At 64.5% G+C, this 20239-nt stretch carries 16 protein-coding genes; 7 read left to right on the top strand and 9 right to left on the bottom strand.

The window, feature by feature from the left end; all coding sequences use genetic code 11:
- Positions 1-2 precede the first annotated feature (2 nt).
- On the bottom strand, positions 3-2597 hold the full coding sequence (locus BSY17_RS03250; protein ID WP_443019405.1) for a TonB-dependent receptor: 2595 nt from the start codon (positions 2595-2597) through the stop codon (positions 3-5).
- Positions 2598-2678: 81 nt separating this feature from the next.
- Positions 2679-3608 (bottom strand): AraC family transcriptional regulator, encoded by a 930-nt coding sequence (locus BSY17_RS03255; protein WP_069064316.1) that lies wholly within the window; start codon positions 3606-3608, stop codon positions 2679-2681.
- Between the two features lie 218 nt (positions 3609-3826).
- Between BSY17_RS03255 and BSY17_RS03260 the strand changes: the two genes are divergently transcribed.
- The gene (locus tag BSY17_RS03260; RefSeq protein WP_069064317.1) at positions 3827-4693 is read left to right on the top strand and encodes a 2-dehydro-3-deoxygalactonokinase; all 867 of its coding nucleotides are present in this window, start codon (positions 3827-3829) and stop codon (positions 4691-4693) included.
- The gene (locus BSY17_RS03265; RefSeq protein WP_069064318.1) at positions 4690-5322 is read left to right on the top strand and encodes a 2-dehydro-3-deoxy-6-phosphogalactonate aldolase; all 633 of its coding nucleotides are present in this window, start codon (positions 4690-4692) and stop codon (positions 5320-5322) included. The genes BSY17_RS03260 and BSY17_RS03265 overlap by 4 nt, the downstream gene beginning before the upstream one ends.
- A gap of 12 nt (positions 5323-5334) precedes the next feature.
- Here BSY17_RS03265 and BSY17_RS03270 read toward each other — a convergent pair whose 3' ends face one another.
- Both BSY17_RS03270 and BSY17_RS03275 read right to left on the bottom strand, forming a co-directional pair.
- Positions 5335-6702 carry an ATP-binding protein gene (locus BSY17_RS03270; RefSeq protein WP_069064319.1) on the bottom strand — a complete coding sequence of 456 codons (1368 nt, stop codon included), beginning with the start codon at positions 6700-6702 and terminating at the stop codon, positions 5335-5337.
- The gene (locus BSY17_RS03275) at positions 6699-7427 is read right to left on the bottom strand and encodes a response regulator (RefSeq protein WP_069064320.1); all 729 of its coding nucleotides are present in this window, start codon (positions 7425-7427) and stop codon (positions 6699-6701) included. Before BSY17_RS03275 ends, BSY17_RS03270 begins: the two co-directional genes overlap by 4 nt.
- Before the next feature lie 304 nt (positions 7428-7731).
- Between BSY17_RS03275 and BSY17_RS03280 the strand changes: the two genes are divergently transcribed.
- From BSY17_RS03280 to BSY17_RS20790, 4 genes are all read left to right on the top strand, one after another.
- The gene (locus BSY17_RS03280; protein ID WP_083217003.1) at positions 7732-8844 is read left to right on the top strand and encodes an efflux RND transporter periplasmic adaptor subunit; all 1113 of its coding nucleotides are present in this window, start codon (positions 7732-7734) and stop codon (positions 8842-8844) included.
- Between the two features lie 3 nt (positions 8845-8847).
- On the top strand, positions 8848-12003 hold the full coding sequence (locus tag BSY17_RS03285) for an efflux RND transporter permease subunit (RefSeq protein ID WP_069064321.1): 3156 nt from the start codon (positions 8848-8850) through the stop codon (positions 12001-12003).
- Entirely contained in the window at positions 12000-13364 is a 1365-nt protein-coding gene (locus tag BSY17_RS03290) for an efflux transporter outer membrane subunit (protein ID WP_069064322.1), read from the top strand. Before BSY17_RS03285 ends, BSY17_RS03290 begins: the two co-directional genes overlap by 4 nt.
- A gap of 286 nt (positions 13365-13650) precedes the next feature.
- Positions 13651-13929: a hypothetical protein gene (locus tag BSY17_RS20790; RefSeq protein WP_150125702.1), complete on the top strand. Its 279-nt coding sequence runs from the start codon at positions 13651-13653 to the stop codon at positions 13927-13929.
- A 229-nt stretch (positions 13930-14158) separates the two neighbouring features.
- Here the strand turns inward: BSY17_RS20790 and BSY17_RS03300 are convergent, their stop codons facing one another.
- Entirely contained in the window at positions 14159-14803 is a 645-nt protein-coding gene (locus tag BSY17_RS03300) for a glutathione S-transferase family protein (protein ID WP_037480450.1), read from the bottom strand.
- A 116-nt stretch (positions 14804-14919) separates the two neighbouring features.
- Here BSY17_RS03300 and BSY17_RS03305 point away from each other — a divergent pair, with 116 nt between their 5' ends.
- Positions 14920-16527: an alpha-glucosidase gene (locus BSY17_RS03305; RefSeq protein WP_069064324.1), complete on the top strand. Its 1608-nt coding sequence runs from the start codon at positions 14920-14922 to the stop codon at positions 16525-16527.
- 3 nt (positions 16528-16530) lie between these two features.
- Here the strand turns inward: BSY17_RS03305 and BSY17_RS03310 are convergent, their stop codons facing one another.
- Genes BSY17_RS03310 through BSY17_RS03325 form a run of 4 tightly spaced genes read right to left on the bottom strand, consistent with a single transcriptional unit; the run spans position 16531 to position 20237 of the window.
- The gene (locus tag BSY17_RS03310) at positions 16531-17526 is read right to left on the bottom strand and encodes an NAD(P)H-dependent flavin oxidoreductase (protein ID WP_069064325.1); all 996 of its coding nucleotides are present in this window, start codon (positions 17524-17526) and stop codon (positions 16531-16533) included.
- Positions 17526-18689, bottom strand: a complete 1164-nt coding sequence (locus BSY17_RS03315; RefSeq protein ID WP_037480459.1) for an acetyl-CoA C-acetyltransferase — start codon at positions 18687-18689, stop codon at positions 17526-17528. Before BSY17_RS03315 ends, BSY17_RS03310 begins: the two co-directional genes overlap by 1 nt.
- A gap of 4 nt (positions 18690-18693) precedes the next feature.
- A complete protein-coding gene (locus BSY17_RS03320) occupies positions 18694-19476 on the bottom strand; it encodes an enoyl-CoA hydratase/isomerase family protein (protein ID WP_069064326.1) in 783 nt (260 codons plus the stop codon).
- Entirely contained in the window at positions 19476-20237 is a 762-nt protein-coding gene (locus BSY17_RS03325; protein WP_069064327.1) for a 3-hydroxyacyl-CoA dehydrogenase, read from the bottom strand. The genes BSY17_RS03320 and BSY17_RS03325 overlap by 1 nt, the downstream gene beginning before the upstream one ends.
- Positions 20238-20239 lie beyond the last annotated feature (2 nt).

The following is a 20239-nucleotide window of genomic DNA, read 5'->3' on the forward strand; positions in this document are numbered from 1 at the left end:
GATCAGAAATCGAAGCCGAAGCGCAGATACCATTCGCGCGGCCGGTTATAGGTGCCAAAGATCGCACCCGCCGCGATGTTGGACCCGCCCGATGTCAGGAAGCGCTTGTCGGTCAGGTTGGTGCCGCCCGCCGTTACCGACCATTTGCCATCGGGTTCGCGATAGCTGATCGAGGCGTTGACGATGTCGGTCGATACCCGCTTGAGCAGCAGGGTGCGTTGCGTGTCGTTCCAGGCACTGGACGTATAGGTCCAGTCGGCCAGCATGACCAGCGACGCGCCATTGCCCAGCTTGGCTTCGTAGCGGGGGCTGAGGTTGACCTTCCATTTGGGCGTCTTGGGCAGGGTTTCGCCGACCAGCGTCCCGGCCTGGAAGGCATTGGCCCCGCCGACCGCCGCCGCGCCCGCCGATACCGATGTATATTGGGCGTCGATATAGCCGATCGCGCCATTGATGGTCAGGCCATCGACGGGTGCCGCCACCATCTCCAGTTCGAAGCCACGAATGCGCGCATCGCCTGCGTTGGCGATGGTGGGCGATGTGCCGATCTGGATATTGAGCTGGATATCGCGATATTTGGTCGAGAAGACCGCCGCGTTGAGTTGCAGATGCCGGTCAAGCAGCGTGGACTTGATGCCCGCTTCCCAGGTCGTTGCCTTTTCCTCGTTGAAGTCGGGGGCGACATTGCCCTGCGGGTTGGTCAGGCGCGTGGTCCAGCCGCCGGTCTTATAGCCCTTCGACCAACTGCCATAAAGCATGACATCGTCGGTGGGATGGATCTGGACGCCGACCTTGGGCGAGAAATCGCTGAATTTCTTGCGGTTGACGCCGGGCGTGTAGACGCGGACCGGATTGTTGGGATCGGGATAGCCCAGGCCCGCCTGACAGGGGATCGGTGCCAGCGGGAAAGCGCCGCCGGGGAAGACATTGCCATTGGCATCGGCGCACCCGAACAGCTTATAGTTGAAGCCGTTCAACTCCTGCTGCCCGCCCTCGAACCGCTTGCGTTCGTTGGTGTAGCGGCCGCCGATGGTGATGCCGATCAGGTCGATTGGGCGATAGTCGATCTGGCCGAAAAAGGCGTAATTCTTCGTTGCCAATTCATTGGGACCATCGACCTGCACCAGCCCTTCGGCGAAGGTCACATAGTCGTGCAGGTCGCCCGCTTCCTTGAAATAATAGGCGCCCAAAACATAGTTGAGCTTTTCATCCAAGGCGTTGCCGAGCAACTGCAGTTCCTGGCTGAACTGCCACTGGTTCATGGTGAAGCTCAACTGCACGAAATTGAGCGGCGATCCGTCCGCATCGAGGCCCGCATTCCAGTGCAGCTCGCGATAGGCGGTGATCGATTTGAGCGCGAGATTGTCGGCCAGGTCGAAATCGACGATGCTGCTGAGGCCCCAGCTTTCGAGGTTGGAATAGCTGTTGCCGCTGGCATAGCTGCGATCCTTGTCTGCAACAAGATAGCGGCCGTCCCAGGGCAAGCGGTCATTGGCGGGGTTGCCATCGACATTGGCGCTGGCGACGCTGGCCAGCTGGAATTGCGGGTTGAATTGCGTACCCGCCACGCCGCACAAAGCCTGGGCATTGCGCGCCGCGATCTGCGCCCCTGTGCTGCCGATGCAGAAATTATAGAGGCCTGCAAACAGGAAGCCGGTGGTGCCGGTCGGGTCGAACGCCGTGCCGGGCAGGTTGGTCGTGCCCGCGAAATTGCCGGGCACGAACTCGGTCGTACCGATCAGCTTGTTGGCCGACGTGCCCTTGTCCTTGCTATAGTCGCCGGAGAAGGTCGCGCGCACCGCCCCGCCATTGTCCCAGCGCAGCTTGCCGCGCAGGTTCCAATTGTCATTGGCACCCTCCTTGGCGGCGCTGTCATAGCCCGCAGCCGAGAATGCGTCGAAGGAGGGCGTGTTGTTCGCCCGCTGGTCGGGATAGGGCAGGCGCTTCAAGAATCCGTCGCGCGACTTGATGCCGAAGGTGAAGGCGGAACTAAGGCCGTCAGTGATCGGCACCGTTACCGACCCGCGCACCTGGAACAGCTTGTAGCTGCCCAGCGTCACGTCGCCCTTGGCTTTGAATGCGTCACCCGGATCGGCCGTGACGATCGAGATCGCGCCGCCGATCGTATTGCGGCCGAACAGGGTGCCCTGCGGTCCCTTCAATATTTCCACCCGCTCGACATCGAGCAGATCCTGGTTCGCGCCGACCGTGCGGGCGAGATAGACGCCATCGAGATAGATGCCGACGCCCGGATCGATGTTGAAGGCGAAATCGTCCGACCCGATGCCGCGAATATAGGCGGCCAGAACGGCGGTAGAACCGGAAAAGGGCGTGCCCGCGTCCAGATTGACGTTGGGGGCTATGGCGGAAAGCTGCGACACGCTGCCGACGGCGCGCTCCTGCAGGGATTCAGCGGTAAAGGCCGAAATGGCGATCGGCACATCCTGCACATTTTCCGCGCGCTTCTGCGCCGTGACGACGATTTCGGCGATACCGCCCGATTGTTCGGCATCCTGCGCCAACAGCGGCGTGCTGGCCATCGCGCTCGACGCCATCAGCGCCGCGATCATCGACTTGCCCATCTTCAATCCTCCCATAATGGCCCACCTGTTCCGGTGTGTTGTCGGCCATCATAGGCGGCAGCCCCCATCGCGTCTTGGATAGGGGCGAACCGGGGATCAGGACAAAAGCGAACCACCCTGACGGCTGCGCCACTGGCTGGGCGAGACGCCGAAATGACGGCGGAAGCAGCGGGTGAAGAAAGCGGAGTCGCTGAAACCGACATCGAAGGCGACGTCCGTGATCGTCATGCCGTCGTCACGGGCCAGCAAGGCCGCTGCCCGTTCGAGCCGCCGCGTCGTGATGAACGCGGTCGGCGTCAGGCCGACATGGCGAAAGAAGCTTTTTTGGACGGCGCGCGGCGACAGGTCGAGCGCTTCGCAGATCAACGCCGTGCCAAGGTCTGGATTGCCCAGATGCTCCAGCGCATAATCGACCGGCGAGCGCGGCATGGCAATCGCCGGTCGATCGAGCACGCTGCGTCGGCAAAGCAGCCGTGCTGCATCGGCCAGCAGCACGCCCGCCTCATCGTCCAGTGCGGCGAGCTGGTCGCGCTGCGACCATAGACCTTGCAACACATGGGCGAGGAACAGGACATGCGGGTTGGTCGATGGCACCAGACAGCCATGCCAATCGCGCGCGGCGATTTCGTCGCCCATCATCGACACCGGCACCTGCAGGATCAGGCAGTCGTTGAACTGCGAAATGTCGATGGCATAGGGGTGGCGGTCATCGGCGATGACGACGTCGCCGACCCGCGCCATGCTGCTGCGGTCGCCATGGATCATCGTCATCGATCCCCGATGAAGCAGGTGCAGCAACAGGTGCCGCTCTTCGCCTTCCGTCACCACCCGGCTGACCTGCGCCCTCTCGCTGCGCGCGCGGGCAAAGCCGACACCGCCGAGCGACCAGCGCGCCAGTTCCGCCTTGATCCCTTCGGGTGCATGCGCGGTCATGCCGGGAAAGGCCTCCGCCACGACCTCGCGCCAGAAGAGCTGGCGACTTTGCGGCGGCACGAGACGGGTGGAGAAACGCTCGACGGCGCTCATCGACCGGCCATCTTGCGGCCATATATATGGTGGATCATAGCCAACATCCTCTCCCCTTTCGTCGCGCGCTTATCTTTGCCCGTCGACCGATCTTGCCAATCGTTCCGAAAGTATCCCAGGCATACGGATATGGCAATATGATTGAACGGCCACACCCTTAGCACGGACCGGCGACCAACAGCGTTGCCTTTGCAAAGGCCTCGATATACTCGGACAATATGGGAATGGAGCATTTCATCGCCGTCGATTGGGGCACGACCAATCGTCGCGCCTATCGGATCGAGGATGGCGCGGTGGTCGCGACGCACCGCGATACGCTGGGCGTAACCGCAGTTCCGCCCGGCGGCTTTGCGCAGGAAGTCGATCGCCTGCGCGCGCGGCTGGGTGGTGGTCCGCTGTTGCTGGCGGGCATGGTCGGGTCCAATCGCGGCTGGATCGATGCGGGCTATGTGCCCACGCCCGCAACGCTCGATATACTGGCCGCCGCGATGGCGCATCCCGCGGACGGCGTCATGATCGTGCCCGGTGTGTCGCATGTTGCCGACGGCCGGGGCGACGTGATGCGGGGCGAGGAAGTGCAATTGCTGGGCGCGGTCGCCGCTGGCTTGGTGCCCGCCGATGCGCTGCTGTGCCAGCCCGGCACCCATTGCAAATGGGCGTGGATGCGCGATGGCGCGATCGCCGCCTTCGTCACGGCCATGACTGGCGAGATGTTCGCCCTGCTCAAGGCCCATGCCCTGATCGGACAAGATATGACCGGTCCGGTCATAGCAGGCGAGGCTTTCCTGGCGGGCGTGCGGGAAGCCAAACGCGGGGATATGCTCGCCTCGCTGTTCGCCATCCGTCCGGCGGGCCTGCTTGGCCTGCGCGACCGCGCGGACGCCGCGTCCTTCGCCAGCGGCCTGCTGATCGGCAGTGATTGCGCCGCCCATGCGACCGGCGCCACCGTCCACCTGTTGGCCGACCCGACGCTTGGCGCCCTCTATAGCTGCGCCATCACGGAACTGGGCGGCACGGCCGTCATGGTCGATAGCGAAGCCGCCTTTATCGCGGGCATGACCCGCCTTTGGGAGCAGATTGCATGAGCCTGGATTTCCCCACCGCCTTTACTCGTTGTCCGCTGGTCGCCATTTTGCGCGGCGTGCGGCCGGACGAGGTCGAACCGATCGGCGACGCGCTGGTCGAAGCGGGCTTCACCCTCATCGAAGTGCCGATGAACTCGCCCGACCCGGTCGACAGCATCGAACGGCTGGCGCGCCGGTTCGAAGGGCGGGCACTGGTCGGCGCGGGCACGGTGCTGACCGTCGAGCAGGTCGAGCAAGTGCGGCAGGCGGGCGGACAGCTTGTCATCTCGCCCAATAGCGATATCGCTGTCATCGCCGCGACCGCCAAGGCGGGCATGATTTCGATGCCGGGCTATTTCACCCCGACCGAAGCCTTTGCCGCGATCGCGGCGGGGGCAACCGCGCTCAAGCTCTTCCCGGCCGAAGCCGCCACCCCTGCCCTGCTCAAGGCGCAGCGCGCGGTCCTGCCGAAGGATCTGCCCGTGCTGATCGTCGGCGGCATCAACCCCGGCAATATGGCGCCCTGGGTTCAGGCAGGAGCCAACGGGTTCGGCCTTGGCTCGGCGCTCTACAAGCCCGGCGCGACCGCGGCGCAGGTCGGCGAAGCGGCGCGCGCCTTCATCGCCGGCTGGCAGGCCTTGTCGGCCTAACGCACATTTTGCCTACCCCTTCATGTCGATGGTGGCGATCAATCCGCCATCATCGGCATTGCGCAAGCGGACCGAGGCCTCGAAACTCATCGCCAGCGACCGGGCGATGGTGAGGCCGATGCCAGTCCCATGCCGCCCGCCGGGTTGTCCGCTCGGCCCCCGCGTGAACGGTTCGAACATCTGGTCGAGCTGATCGGGCGCAATACCCGGTCCCCGGTCACGCACATGGATCAGCACGCGCCCGCCGGTCCGCGCGCAGCTTATATCGGCGCTGCCGCCATATTTGATCGCATTATCGACCAGATTGCCGATGCAACGGGTCAGCGCATTGGGCTTTACCCGCACCGTACCGCCGCATCCCGCGATGAACCGCACCGGCGCGCCCAGTTCCTCTGCGTCTTCGGCCATGCTGGCGAGTAGAGAATCAATGTCAAGTTGCGACCATGGCTCGCGCGCTTCGGTGCTGCTGGCAAGGTCCAGCCCTTCCCGCACCAGCGTCTGCATCGCCTGCAGATCCTGTAGCAGGCGCGCGCGCAACTCGCCCTCCTCCATCAATTCCAGCCGCAGCCGCATCCGCGTCATCGGCGTCTGAAGATCGTGGCTGATCGCCGCGAGCAATTGCGTACGCTCGGCAAAACCGGCGCGGGCGCGGCGCTGCATCAGGTTAAAGGTGGAAAGCGCGGCGCGCACTTCCTCTGGCCCCCGTTCGGGAATCTCCTCCGGGTCGAGCGATACGGAAAAGGCTTCGGCCGCCCGTTCGAGACGGCGTAACGGTTTGGATACGAAGCGCGCGACAAGGATCGCCAGTCCGGCCGACGCGGCGATGATGACCATCAGGTAGAGCGGATTATAGATGACCCGCAGCGGCTTGGCGAGGCGCGGGAAGGTCAGGGCCAGCGCGCGCCGCTGGCCACTGCTGTCGGTGAAACGGACAACCCAGCAATCGGGTCGCGGCGCATCGACCAGCCCGGCCGCGCGCTCGGTCGTCCGGGCGAAATCGGGGAAGCACAGGCCAAGCGGCACCTGCCCGGCTTCGGGCAGCGAACGCGGCCCAAGGCGGTCGGCCAGCGTCACCTGCAGGTCGGCGTCCGGCTCGTTGATCGCGACCCCGGCGGGGGCAGGCGAGGCACCGATGATGCTGTGCGTCGCCATCATCGCCTCGATCCGCGCGGGATCGCGGCGCAAGCGGTCGGCAATGTCCATCGCGCTCGCCACCACCCGCTGACGCCGCACTCGTTCGAAATCATGCCGCCGTGTCTGTTCGGCGACCATCAGTGCGATGATGGCGGCGACCGACATGCCGATCGTCAGGATCACGAAAATCTGGCCCGTCATGGACCGGAAGAAGACCGGCACGCGCGACAAGGACCGACGGATCATGAATAATCGACCGCGCTGGCCAGCACATAACCCTCCCCGCGCACCGTCAGGATCAATTCGCTACCGCCGGGCAAGACCGCCAGTTTCTGCCGCAACCGGCTGATCTGCAGGTCGATCGTCCGGTCGAAAGCGGCGGTCGCGCGTCGTTCGGGCAGCAACGCCTCGCGCGCCAGAACGACGTTCGGTTCCTCGATAAAGCGACAAAGCAGGCGATATTCCGCCGACGAGAGCATCACCAATCGCTCGTCGGGCGCTACCAGCCGCCGTTGCACGAGGTCCAGCCGCCATGGCCCGAAATGGGCATAGCGCATCGCCTCGGCCGGTGCCACAGGTTCGCTCCGCCCGCGCCGCAGCAGGTTGCGGATACGCACCAGCAATTCGCGCGGTTCGAACGGCTTGGTCAGATAATCGTCCGCGCCCAGTTCCAGCCCCAGCACCCGGTCGATCGCACTGCCGCGCGCGGTCACCATGATGATCTGCACGGCAGACCCCTCGGCCCGCAACTCACGGCACAACGACAAGCCATCGCCATCGGGCAGGTTGAGGTCCAGCACGATGAGGTCGATCGTCTCCCCGCGCAGCGTCTGGCGCAGTTCGGTCAGGCTGCCGACACCCAGCAGCCGGTAATTTTCCTGCCGCAACTGCCCGATGATCAGGTCGCGAATATCGGCATCGTCATCGACCACCAGCACCGTGGCGGCAGGAGGAAGGGAAGGGTCGATCATGCGGTCTTCTATCGTGCGTACCGGCAAAAGTCTGCGCTTCTCCGCACCCTGCTACAGGCTGATACAAAGCGTTACGCGGCGGCGAGGCGATGCGACAGCCCGACCATAAGTCGCTCTACCATGTGACAGGCAAAAGCGTCAGGACGAGAGCGTCGGCACCCCCTAGCCGACGCCAAGCGGAGTCCTCGCGACGTCAGCGGCTCACGTCCGTCCGGCGCACGATCCCTCCCCCTCCCCCCGTGTCCGGTCGGCCCGCCGATGACGCGAGGCTCCGCCTGGTTCACGCAAGGATCGACGCTACTCTATGCCCTCGCCTCTTCGCACCGTGCCTCTGGCGCTCTGCATATTGATCGCTGCCTGCGCCGACCCCAAGCCACCGCAAAAAGGCCCGGTCGAAGTGGGTGTCGTCACCCTGACCACGCAGAGCGTCACCGTGGCGAGCGAATTGCCGGGCCGCACCGTGTCGGCGATGATGTCCGAAGTCCGGCCCCAGGTTGCAGGCCTGATTCAAAAGCGCCTGTTCACCGAAGGCGCGATGGTGACGGCGGGGCAACCGCTCTACCAGATTGACGAACGCCTCTATCGTGCGTCGCGCGACGAAGCGCAGGCCGCACTCGCCAGTGCGCAGGCGACCCAGATGGCGGCGCAAGCCAGGGCGCGCCGCTACACATTGCTTGGCGACAGCGAAGCCGTCAGCGCGCAGGATCGCGATGACGTGACCGCCACTGCGCGGCAGGCCAGCGCCGCCGTGCAGCAAGCACGCGCCAGCCTGCAGACCAGCAACGTCAACCTGCAATTCACCCTGGTCCGCGCACCGATCAGCGGGCGTATCGGTCGCACCCTGTTCACGCCGGGCGCGCTGGTGACCGCCAGCCAGGCCGATCCGCTGACGACGATCCAGCAGCTTGACCCCATCTATGTCGATGTCACCCAGTCCAGCACCCAATTGCTCGCGCTGCGTCGGTCGCTGGCGTCGGGCCAGACCCTGCCCGCCAGCGCGACGATCCGCCTGAAACTGGAGGATGGCAGCGACTATCCGCAAGAGGGGGTGATCGCGTTCGCCGAACCGATCGTCGACGTCAACAGCGGCACGGTGACGCTGCGCGCGCGCTTCCCCAACCCCGACGGGCTGTTGATGCCCGGCATGTTCGTGCGCGTCGTCGCCCCGCAATCCGTCGTGCCCGGCGCGATCCTGGCGCCGCAACAGGGCATCACGCGCGATCCCAAGGGCAATGCCACCGCCATGGTGGTGAACAGCGCGAACAAGGTCGAGCGCCGCACTGTGACGGCGGGTCAGGCGATCGGCGACAAATGGCTGATCACCAAGGGGCTGAAGGCCGGTGACAGGCTGATCGTCGAAGGCACGGGCAAGGTGCAGCCCGACGATGTCGTCAAGCCCGTCGCGGCATCGAAATAAGCCATGCTCAGTCGCTATTTCATCGAACGGCCGATCTTTGCCTGGGTCATCGCCATCGGCATCATGCTGGCGGGACTGGGGGCGATGTTTTCGCTGCCCATCGCCCAATATCCCGACATTGCGCCACCCGGCGTCGGCATCAGCGCGACCTATCCGGGTGCATCCGCCGACACCGTCGAAACCGCCGTTACCCAGGTCATCGAACAGCAACTGACCGGCATCGACGGGCTGATGTATTTCTCGTCTTCGTCGTCCGCGACGGGCCGGTCGCAGATCACCGTGACCTTTCAGAAGGGCACAGACCCCGACACCGCGCAGGTGCAGGTGCAAAACCGCGTGCAGCAGGCGCTTAGCCGCCTGCCCAATCCGGTGCAGCAGCAGGGATTGACCGTCACCAAGCAGCAGACCGACTTCCTGATGCTGGTCGGCCTCTATGACGAAAACGACCTGGCGACGCAGGCCGACATTTCGGACTATCTCGTCAATAATTTCCAGGATCCGATCGCGCGGATCGAAGGCATTGGCGCGACCCAGATATTCGGATCGCAATATGCGATGCGCGTCTGGCTCGACCCCTATAAGCTCGCGGCCGTCAAGCTGATGCCCTCGGACGTGCAGAGCGCCATATCGGCGCAGAATGTCGAAGTGTCCGCCGGGCAGATCGGCGCTGACCCCGCACCCGCCGGGCAGCAGATCAATGCCACGGTGACCGCCCGATCGCGGCTGGAAACCCCTGAGCAATTCCGCAACATCGTCGTCAAGACGCAGCGCGACGGGTCGATCGTCCACCTGTCCGACGTCGCGCGGGTGGAATTGGGCAATGAAAGCTACACCACCTCCGCGCGGCTGAACGGCCATCCCGCAACCGGCATGGCGCTGCAACTCGCGCCCGGTGCCGACGCGCTCAAGACCGCCGAACTGGTCAAGGCCAGGGTCGATCAACTGGCGCAAAACCTGCCCCATGGCTATAAGCTGGTCTATCCCCGCGATACGACCCCGTTCATCAAACTGTCGGTCAACGAAGTCATCAAGACGCTGATCGAGGCTGTCTTGCTGGTCGTCGTGGTCATGTTTGTCTTCCTGCAAAGCTGGCGCGCGACCCTTATCCCCACCATTGCGGTGCCCGTCGTGCTGCTCGGCACCTTCGGCGTGCTGGCGTTGTTCGGCTATTCCATCAACACGCTCACTTTGTTCGGCATGGTGTTGTCGATCGGCCTGCTGGTCGATGACGCCATCGTCGTGGTCGAAAATGTCGAGCGGATCATGGAGGAGGAGGGGCTGTCCCCTCGCGACGCGACGATCAAGTCGATGGAGGAGATTGGCAGCGCGCTGGTCGGCATCGGCCTCGTCCTGTCCGCCGTCCTCTTGCCGATGGCCTTTTTCGGCGGATCGACCGGCGTCATCTATCGCCAATTCTCCATCACCATCGTCTCGTCCATGCTGCTCTCGGTCGTGGTGGCGCTCATTCTCTCGCCCGCACTCTGCGCCACGTTGCTCAAACCCGTGCATGACGAACGGCGCAATCATGGCTGGTCGGGCAAGTTCAACCGCGGGTTCGATCGGCTGACTAACGGCTATATCCGCCGTACCGAGCAGATGCTGGGACGCCGCAAGCTGTTCTGGGTCGGCTATGTCGTGATCCTTGGCATCCTCGCCCTGCTGTTCGTGCGCCTGCCCTCCAGCTTCCTGCCGGTCGAGGATCAGGGCCAGGTGATGGTGCAGATGACGTTGCCCGCCGGTGCCAAGTCCAGCCGCACGACCGAAACCGCAGCGCAGGTGCAGAATTACTTTCTGAATGACGAAAAGGACAATGTCGCCTTCGCCTTCATCATGACGGGGTTCAGCTTCCAGGGTCAGGGCGAGAATGTCGCACAGGGCTTCATCAACCTAGCGCCCTGGGAAGACCGCAAGGGCGCTGTGAACAGCGCGGGCGGGATTGCCGAGCGCGCCAACAAGCAATTATCGGCCATTCGCGACGCCAGGGTGCTGGCGATGACGCCGCCCGCCATTCGCGGCCTTGGCCAATCCAACGGCTTCACCTTTCAACTACTCAACACCGGTGGGTTAAGCCGCGACCGTTTTCTGGAACTGCGCAACCAGTTGATCGCCGCCGCCGCGAAAGACCCGCTGCTCGCAGGCGTGCGCGCCGCCGCGCTGGAGGATACGCCGCAGCTCAAGATCGATGTGGATTCCGAAAAGCTCGCCGTCCTGGGTCTGAGTCAGAGCGATGTGGACTCGGTCCTCAGCGCCGCCTGGGGCAGTCGTTACATCAATGATTTCGTGGATCGCGGCCGGGTGAAACGCGTCTTCATGCAGGCCGACGCCCCCTATCGCGCACTGCCGACCGATCTCGACAACTGGATGGTGCGATCGGCATCCACCGGCGAAATGGTGCCCTTCTCCGCCTTTGCGACTACCCGCTGGACGATGGGGCCGTCCACGCTGGCGCGCTTCAACGGCCAATCCTCCTATGAATTGCAGGGACAGGCGGCGGCAGGCGCCAGTTCGGGCGAAGCGATGGACCGCATCGTTGAGCTACAACAACAGCTTCCCGCAGGCACCAGCTATGCCTGGAGCGGCCTGTCCTATCAGGAACAATTGTCGGGTGGTCAGGCGCCGTTGCTGTACGGCCTGTCGGTGCTGGTCGTCTTCCTTTGCCTTGCCGCCTTGTATGAAAGCTGGTCGATCCCGATCGCGGTGCTGCTGGTGGTGCCGCTTGGCCTTGTCGGCGCAGTGATCGCGGTGTGGGCGCGCGGGCTGGAGAATAATATCTTTTTCCAAGTGGGCTTGCTCACCACCATGGGGCTGGCCGCCAAGAACGCCATCCTCATCGTCGAATTTGCCGAACTCGCGCATCGCCAGGGCAAAGACCCGCTGTCGGCGGCGATCGAGGCGGCCAGGCTGCGCTTCCGCCCGATCCTCATGACGTCGCTGGCCTTCATCGCGGGCGTCATTCCGCTCGCCATCGCCACCGGCGCGGGCGCGCAGAGCCGGGTCGCGATCGGCACCGCCGTCGTCGGCGGCATGTTGACCGCCACTTTGCTGGCGATCTTCTACGTGCCCCTCTTCTTCGTCACCATCGCGCGGCTGTTCGACAGCAAGGCCAAGGCCAAAGCCCCGCCGCCAAGCCCCGCCCCGGACGCAGGATTGCCCGCATGACCCGCTCGATCCTTCTGCTGACCGGCGTGCTGACGCTGGCGGGGTGCAACATGGCCCCGACCTATGTCCGCCCCGCTGCGCCGGTTCCAGCGGCCCTGCCCACGGGCGACGCTTATGCCCCGGCGCAGGCGGGGGCAGCGGGCCTTCCCTGGACGCAATTGGTCGGCGATGCCAAATTGCAGGCGGTGATCGCGGGCGCGCTCACCAATAATCGTGACCTGCGCGCGACGCTGGCCAATGTGCAGGCCGCCCGCGCCCAATATCGCATCCAGCGCGCGAGCCAGCTCCCCACCGTCACCGGCGATGCCAGCGCCGCCTTCGTCCGTCAGAATGATACGCGGCAGAATAGCTATAGCGCGGACATCGGCTTTGGGGCGTTCGAGATCGATCTGTTCGGGCGGCTGCGCAACCTGTCGGAATCCGCGCTGCAATCCTATCTGGCGACGGAAGAAGGCGCGCGTGCCGCCCGCATCGCGCTCATCGCCGAGACCGCGACCGTCTATGCAACGCTGGCCGCCGATCAGGAATTGCTCGCCGTTTCGCGCCAGACGCTCGCCAGCGCGCAGCGCACGCTCGACCTCGTCAGCTCGCTCAACGGCGCCGGGTTGACGGGCAAGCTGGACGTCTATCAGGCGCAAACCACGGTCGAACAGGCGGCTTCGGACGTCGCCGCCAATGTGACGCAAGTGGCGCAGGACCGTAATGCGATCGACCTGCTGACGGGTGCGCCCGTCGAGGAATCGCTGCTCCCGGCCTCGCTCGACAGCCTGATCGCGGGTATCGCCAAAGTGCCCACCGGGCTGACCTCGGACATCCTGCTCCAGCGCCCCGATGTGCTGCAGGCCGAACATCAGCTCATGGCCGCGAACGCGGATATCGGCGCGGCGCGCGCAGCGATGTTTCCGCGGATCAGCCTGACCTCGGCGATCGGCGTCGCCAGTTCGGCTCTCTCCTCGCTGTTTACCGGCGATGCCTTTGCCTGGTCGGCCGCCCCCTCGGCCAGCCTGCCGATCTTCGGCGGCCCCGTGCGCGGCAATATCGACTTTAGCAAGGCGCAGCGCGACATGATGCTGGCGCAATATGAGGGCGCGATCCAGACCGCTTTTCGCGAAGTCGCCGATGCCCTCGCCCGTGACGGGACGATCGACGCGCAGCAGGCCGCCCAGCGCCGCCTCGTCATCGCCAGCCAGCGCGCCTATGCTTTGTCCGAAGATCGCTATCGTGCGGGGATCGATACCTTCCTCACGACGCTCACGAGCCAGCGCACGCTCTATGCCGCTCGCCAGTCGGCGATCGCCACCGACCTGGCGCTCGTCTCCAACCGCATCCTGCTCTATCGCGTGATCGGCGCGGACCAGTAAGCATAGGCTCTTCCGCTGCCGCCTATTTATGATATGCTTTCTCCATAAGATAAATGGAGAGGGACCATGCTGTTATTGGCGCGGTATCTGGATTGGTTTTGTCGGCAATGTGCCGCCGGTGCGCAGGATGAACTGCGCCTCAATCAGTTGATCATCAGTGCGCGGGCACCGCGCTCGCCTAAGGATGCTGCGCCGCAGCGCCGCTGAACCCCGCTTCTTCGCCCTTGCCTCTCCGCCTTTCCCGCGCCATGGCACGGGCGATAGCGCGGCGGAGGAAAGCAGAGCCATGAGCAAGGACCGCCCGCAAGAGCTGCGCGACATTGTCGAGCGGATCGGCCAGCGGCCTGCCAACCCGATCACCCGCGCCCGCCAGATGGTGGAGCAGGAAGTGCCCGTCGCCAGGCGGGGACCGGGCTGGGACCGGCATTGGCGCGAACTCGAAGCCTATCTCGAAGTCGGGGTCGTCTGGCGCGACCCGGCCAAAACTGTCTGCATCGATCCTGCAGGGCCGGAGGATGAAGCGCCACAAGACAAAAAAAGGGCCGATCCGAAGACCAGCCCGTAAAAGTTTTAGGAGAGGATGCCTGAAAGGCGAGTTTGTTTTCGCCCCAATGGCGTTTTGCTGCAAGTGCGAAAGCATCATGTGCGATTGCAAAAATTGCATCCGTAGCGCAATGCAACGCTTTCCGTAGGGGAATTGATCGATACCCTGTGGCGTTGTGATGGGCGATGACTGATTGCGACTCGGCGAATCACTTGCTGATCCATGCTTTGCGCACAGCGGTCGGCTGCCTCTATGATGACTGCGCGAAAACCGCCAACTGATCGGCGAAGGCGTGCTTAAAGGCCGGGCGCGCCTCGCCACGAGCGACATAGGTACATAGATTGGGATAGGCGGTCAGCAGGCCGGATATGGTCAGCCGACGCAGCACAGTGACCATCAGCAAATCGCCCGCGCTGAACGCACCATCAAGCCATTCCGCATCATCCAAATGCTTTGACAGGGCGTCGAGACGGTGGCGAGTCTGATCGTCCATCATCTGCAGACGTTCAACATGCCAAGGCTTGTCGCGTTCAGTGAACATGGCGCTTTCGCGATGGAGGATCGGGGGCTCCACCGTGCTGAGCGCCGCGAACATCCAACTGATGGCCCGCCCTCGCGCGATGTCATCGTCCGGCAACAGGCCGGGATGCTGCTGTGCGATGTGGAGGACGATCGCGCCGGATTCGAACAGCCTCAAATCTCCTTCCTCATAGGTCGGGATTTGCCCGAACGGATGCAGCGACTGATGCGGGGCTTCCTTCATCGCCGCAAAGGACAACAAGCGAACCGCATAAGGCTGGCCCACTTCCTCCAAGGCCCATCTGACCCCCATATCGCGTGCCAGCCCCCGGCCGCGATCGGGCGATTGGGCAAAAGCGGTGATGGTGATAGCCATTGTGAGGGTCCTGCATTCTGCCGACGATATGCGCAGGCTTCACCTCTCCCGTCCGGCATGCAAGAGTGAGTCGATATTTTCGTCCACCGCCAATCCCTGACCCGAAAAGGCCAGCCATGACAGCAGCGTCCCCGCAGACCGATCAGCCCTGGTGGAAGGGCGCGGTGATCTACCAGATTTATCCGCGCAGCTTTCAGGACAGCAATCATGACGGCGTGGGTGACCTGAACGGCATCACCCAGCGATTGGAGCATGTCGCCAAATTGGGCGTGGACGCGATCTGGATATCGCCCTTCTTCACCTCGCCGATGCGCGATTTTGGCTATGATATCGCCGATTATTGCGGCGTCGATCCGGTCTTCGGCACGCTCGCCGATTTCGACGCGCTCATCGCCCGCGCCCATGCGCTGGGCTTGAAGGTCACGATCGATCAGGTCTATGCCCATAGTTCCGACCTCCACGACTGGTTCGTGCAGAGCCGCGCCGACCGCACCAATGCCAAGGCCGACTGGTATGTCTGGGCCGATCCCAAGGCCGACGGCAGCCCGCCCAATAATTGGCAATCGGTATTCGGCGGCCCGGCCTGGACCTGGGACGCGCGGCGCGGTCAATATTATATGCACCAGTTCCTGGCCAGCCAGCCGCAGCTCAACGTCCATAACCCGATGGTTCAGGATGCGTTGCTGGACGTCATGCGCTTCTGGCTGGACCGCGGCGTCGATGGCTTCCGCCTCGATGCGCTCAACCACGCGATGCACGATCCCGATTTCCGCGACAATCCTCCCGCGCCCGATGATGGCAGCCCCCGCACCCGGCCTTTTGATTTCCAGATCAAACGCTACAGCCAGTCGCATCACGCCATCGTCCCCTTCGTGGAACGCATCCGCGCACTATGCGACGCCTATGGTGCGATCTTCACGGTCGCCGAAGTGGGCGGCGCACTCGCCGAGCACGAAATGAAGGCCTTTACCGCCGGCGATCATCGCCTCAACAGCGCCTATGGCTTCACCTTCCTCTACGCGCCCGCGCTCACGCCAGCGCTAGTGGCGGAGACGGTCGACCAATGGCCGGACGAGCCGGGCATAGGCTGGCCCAGCTGGGCGTTCGAGAATCACGACGCGCCGCGCGCGCTGTCGCGCTGGTGCGCGCCCGAAGATCGGCCTGCCTTTGCGCGCATGAAGATGGTTCTGCTGATGGCGCTGCGCGGCAACGCCATCCTCTATCAGGGCGAGGAACTGGGCATCACCCAGGTCGACATCCCCTTCGAGCGATTGCAAGACCCCGAAGCGATCGCCAACTGGCCGCTCACCCTGTCGCGCGATGGCGCGCGCACGCCGCTGCCTTGGTCGGCCGATGCCATACAGGCGGGCTTTTCCAGCGTCGAACCCTGGCTGCCCCATGGCGACGATCATCTCGCTCTCGCCGTGGACGCGCAGGAGGCCGACCCCGAATCCCTCCTCACCTTCACCCGCAACATGCTGACGCTGCGCAAGACCAACCCGGCGCTACGCCATGGTGCGCTCGCCATCCTGGTTGCCGACACCGCCTGCCTCGCCTTCCGCCGGACCAGCGGCGACCAGTCTTTGCTCTGCATCTTCAACCTGTCGCGCGAGGCCATGGACTGGCCCGCTGGCGTTGACGGGTCAGGTCGCATCCTGAGCGCCGTCAACGGAGCATCGTCGGCCAGCCTGCCGCCATTCGCCGCCCTGCTGATCGAACAGTGACGCTCAGGCGGCGACCCGTTCGCCGCTCAGCATCTCGCTCAACCGACCGCGGATGATCGCCTCGGCATCCGCCACGATGCGCTTCACCAGCGCGTCGCAGGTCGGGATGTCGTGGATCAGGCCTTGGACCTGCCCGGCCCAGACCAGCCCCGCGTCCAGATCGCCCGTTTCCAGCGCAACCCGCCCCTTCGCGCCCGATACGAGCGGCTGGATGTCCTGAAACACCGCGCCGTCGCGCGACGATATCTCGACCACCTGATCCGACACGCTATTCTTGGCGACGCGCCCCGTATTGTGGAATTTGCGGAAGATCAGGTTCGTGCCCCGCTCGTCATTATCGACCAGAAACTGCTTCACATTGTCATGGATCGGCGCTTCCACCGTCGCGCAGAAGCGCGTGCCCATGTTGATGCCGTCCGCCCCCAGCGCCAGCGCGGCGGCAAGACCGCGCCCGTCGCCGAAGCCGCCACTCGCGATCATCGGGATCGTCAGCTTGTCGGCCGCCGCCGGGATCAGGATCAGCCCCGGAATATCATCCTCGCCCGGATGCCCCGCACATTCGAACCCGTCGATCGAGATCGCATCCACGCCCATCCGCTGCGCCGATAGAGCATGACGGACGGCCGTGCATTTATGCACGACGATGACGCCGTGCGCCTTGAAATCGTCGACATGCTCCTGCGGCTTATGCCCCGCCGTCTCGACGACCTTGACCCCGCTATCGATGATCGCCTTGCGATATTCCGCATAAGGCGGCGGACTGACCGACGGCAATATGGTGAGGTTCACGCCGAACGGCTTGTCGGTCATCGCACGGCAGCGATCGATTTCGCGCCGCAGATCGTCGGGCGTCGGCTGGGTCAGCGCGGTCAATATGCCCAAGCCACCGGCATTGGAGACGGCCGCGGCCAGTTCCGCCCGGCCGACCCACATCATGCCGCCCTGCACGATCGGATGCTCGATCCCGCACAGGTCTGTAAAGCGCGTCCTGATCCCCATTACAGCGCTTCCACGATCGTCACATTGGCAACGCCCCCGCCTTCGCACATCGTCTGCAAGCCATAGCGCTTGCCCTTGGCGCGCAGGGCATGGATCAGCGTGGTCATCAGCTTGGTGCCGCTGGCGCCCAGCGGATGGCCGAGCGCGATCGCACCACCATGGACGTTAAGCTTCGCCGGGTCCGCGCCGATCGCCTTGAGCCATGCCATCGGGATCGCGGCAAAGGCTTCGTTCACTTCGAACAGGTCGATGTCGTTGAGGCTGAGGCCCGACCGCTCGAACGCGCGCCGGGTCGCCGGAATCGGCTCCTCCAGCATGATCACCGGGTCACCCGCCGTCACCGTCAGGTTGACGATGCGCGCAATGGGCTTGAGGTTGAAGCGCTTGATCGCTGCCTCGCTCGCCACCAGCACCCCCGAAGCGCCATCGGTCATCTGGCTGGCATTGGCTGCGGTGATGGTGCCGCCTTCCTCCAGCGTCTTGACGCTGGCCATCGCCTCCATCGTGCCGCCGCGGCGCACGCCGTCATCGGTGTCGAACAGGCCTTCGGGCGTCCCCACGCCGACGATCTCGCCCTTGAACGCACCGCTGTCGATCGCGGCGGCCGCCTTGGCATGGCTGGCTAGCGCAAAAGCGTCCATATCCTCACGGGTGAAGCCATATTTGTTGGCGATCATCTGCGCGCCATGGAACTGGCTGAACTCGGCCACACCATAGCGGTTCTGGATGCTCTTGGGCCATGGCCCGATGCCGACGCCCGCCGCCGCGTGAAGCTGATAGTTGGAACCCATCGGCACCCGCGTCATGCTTTCCGCGCCCGCGGCAATCACCAGATCCTGCGTACCGGACATGATCGCCTGCGCCGCGAAATGCAGCGCCTGTTGCGAGGAACCGCATTGCCGGTCGATGGTGACGGCGGGCACGCTGTCGGGCAGCTTCGACGCCAGCACGAGGTTGCGGCCAAAGGCAAAGGCCTGTTCGCCTGCCTGACTGACGCAGCCGACGATGACATCCTCGATCGCAGCGGGATCGACGCCCGTGCGATCGACCAGCGCATTGAGGATGGTCGCGCCCAGATCGGCGGGATGCACGTCGATCAGGCCGCCCTTGCGGGCGCGGCCACCGGCGGTACGGACGGCTTCTACGATATAGGCGTCGGCCATGGTCTCAAACTCCCCTAAAATTGGCGGGGCGTTTTGCAAGCAATGCGCTTAGCCCCTCTTCACTTTCCTGTCCCGCGCCTGCCGCCGCCATGCTCCGCAATTCGCGGTCCAGCTGCGTCTCCAACCCGGTCTCGAAACTGTCGGCCAGCAGCGCGCGGCTGGCGGCCAGCGCCGCCATCGGCGCATCGGCCAGCGCGGTGGCGACGCGCAGGCCTTCGTCGACCAGCGCTTCGTCATCGACGATCCGCGTGACCAGCCCGATCGCCTCGGCCTCCTCCGCCTTGATCCGGCGGTTGGTCAGGATGATGTCCTGCGCCTTGCGCAACCCCACCAGACGCGGCAGCAACCAGCTAAGGCCCCCGTCCGGCGTCAGGCCGATCGCGCCATAAGCGGCGGTAAAATGCGCCGACCGCGCGCCGATTACCACGTCACCCAGCATCGCCAGGCTGAACCCCGCGCCCGCAGCCGGGCCATTGACCAACGTCACTAGCGGCTTGGGTGCGCGCGCCAGCCGCGCGACGGCGGCATGAAAGGTCGCGATCAATTCGCTCAGCACTTCCGATCGCTTGTCGCCAGCGCCCGCCAGCAATTGCACATCGCCGCCCGCGCAGAACAACCGCCCATTGCCGGTCAAGACGATACAGCGAATCGCCGCGTCGGTCTGGCAGCGGATCGCCGCCGCCAGCAGCGCGCGCGCCAGCGGCAGGGTGATGGCGTTGCCCGCCTCCGGCCGGTCGAGCGTGATCCGCCCGATGTCATCCTCGACCGAAAAGGCGATCCCGTCCATCAGCGCGGCGCCATGCGGATCGCGCCGTCCAGCCGGATGACATCGCCGTTCAGCATCGGGTTGCGGACGATGGACTCCACCAGTTGCGCATATTCGGCAGGTTTGCCCAGGCGACTGGGGTGCGGCACCTGCGCGCCCAACGCATCCTGCACATGCTGCGGGAATCCCTCCAGCATGGGGGTCAGGAAAATACCCGGCGCGATCGTCATGACGCGGATCTTATGTTGCGCCAGGTCGCGCGCGATCGGCAAAGTCATGCCGACGACGCCGCCCTTCGACGCGCTATAGGCCGCCTGCCCGATCTGCCCGTCATAGGCCGCAACCGATGCCGTGTTCACGATGACGCCCCGCTCGCCGTCAATCTCCTCGGCCGCGGCCAGCCGCGCCGAGAATTTGGAAATGACGTTGAATGTGCCGATGAGGTTGACCGTCACCGTCTTGGCAAAGGTGTCGAGCGGATGGGGCGCATTCTCCTTGCCTACCGTCTTGACCGCAGGTGCGATCCCCGCGCAGTTGACCAGGATGCGCGCTACGCCATGCGCGGCCTCCGCCGTGTCCAAACCGGCCGCGACGCTGGCATCATCGGCGACATTCACCGAGACATAGACCCCGCCCAGTTCCGCCGCGACGGCCTTGCCCGCTTCTTCGTTCAAGTCGAAGATCGCAACCTTCGCGCCCTGCGCCGCCAGCATCGTCGCGGTCGCCCGGCCAAGCCCCGAAGCGCCGCCCGTAACAATGGCGGCCAAACCTTTGATATCCATAA

This window comes from Sphingobium sp. RAC03 (genome assembly GCF_001713415.1).
GTDB lineage: Bacteria > Pseudomonadota > Alphaproteobacteria > Sphingomonadales > Sphingomonadaceae > Sphingobium.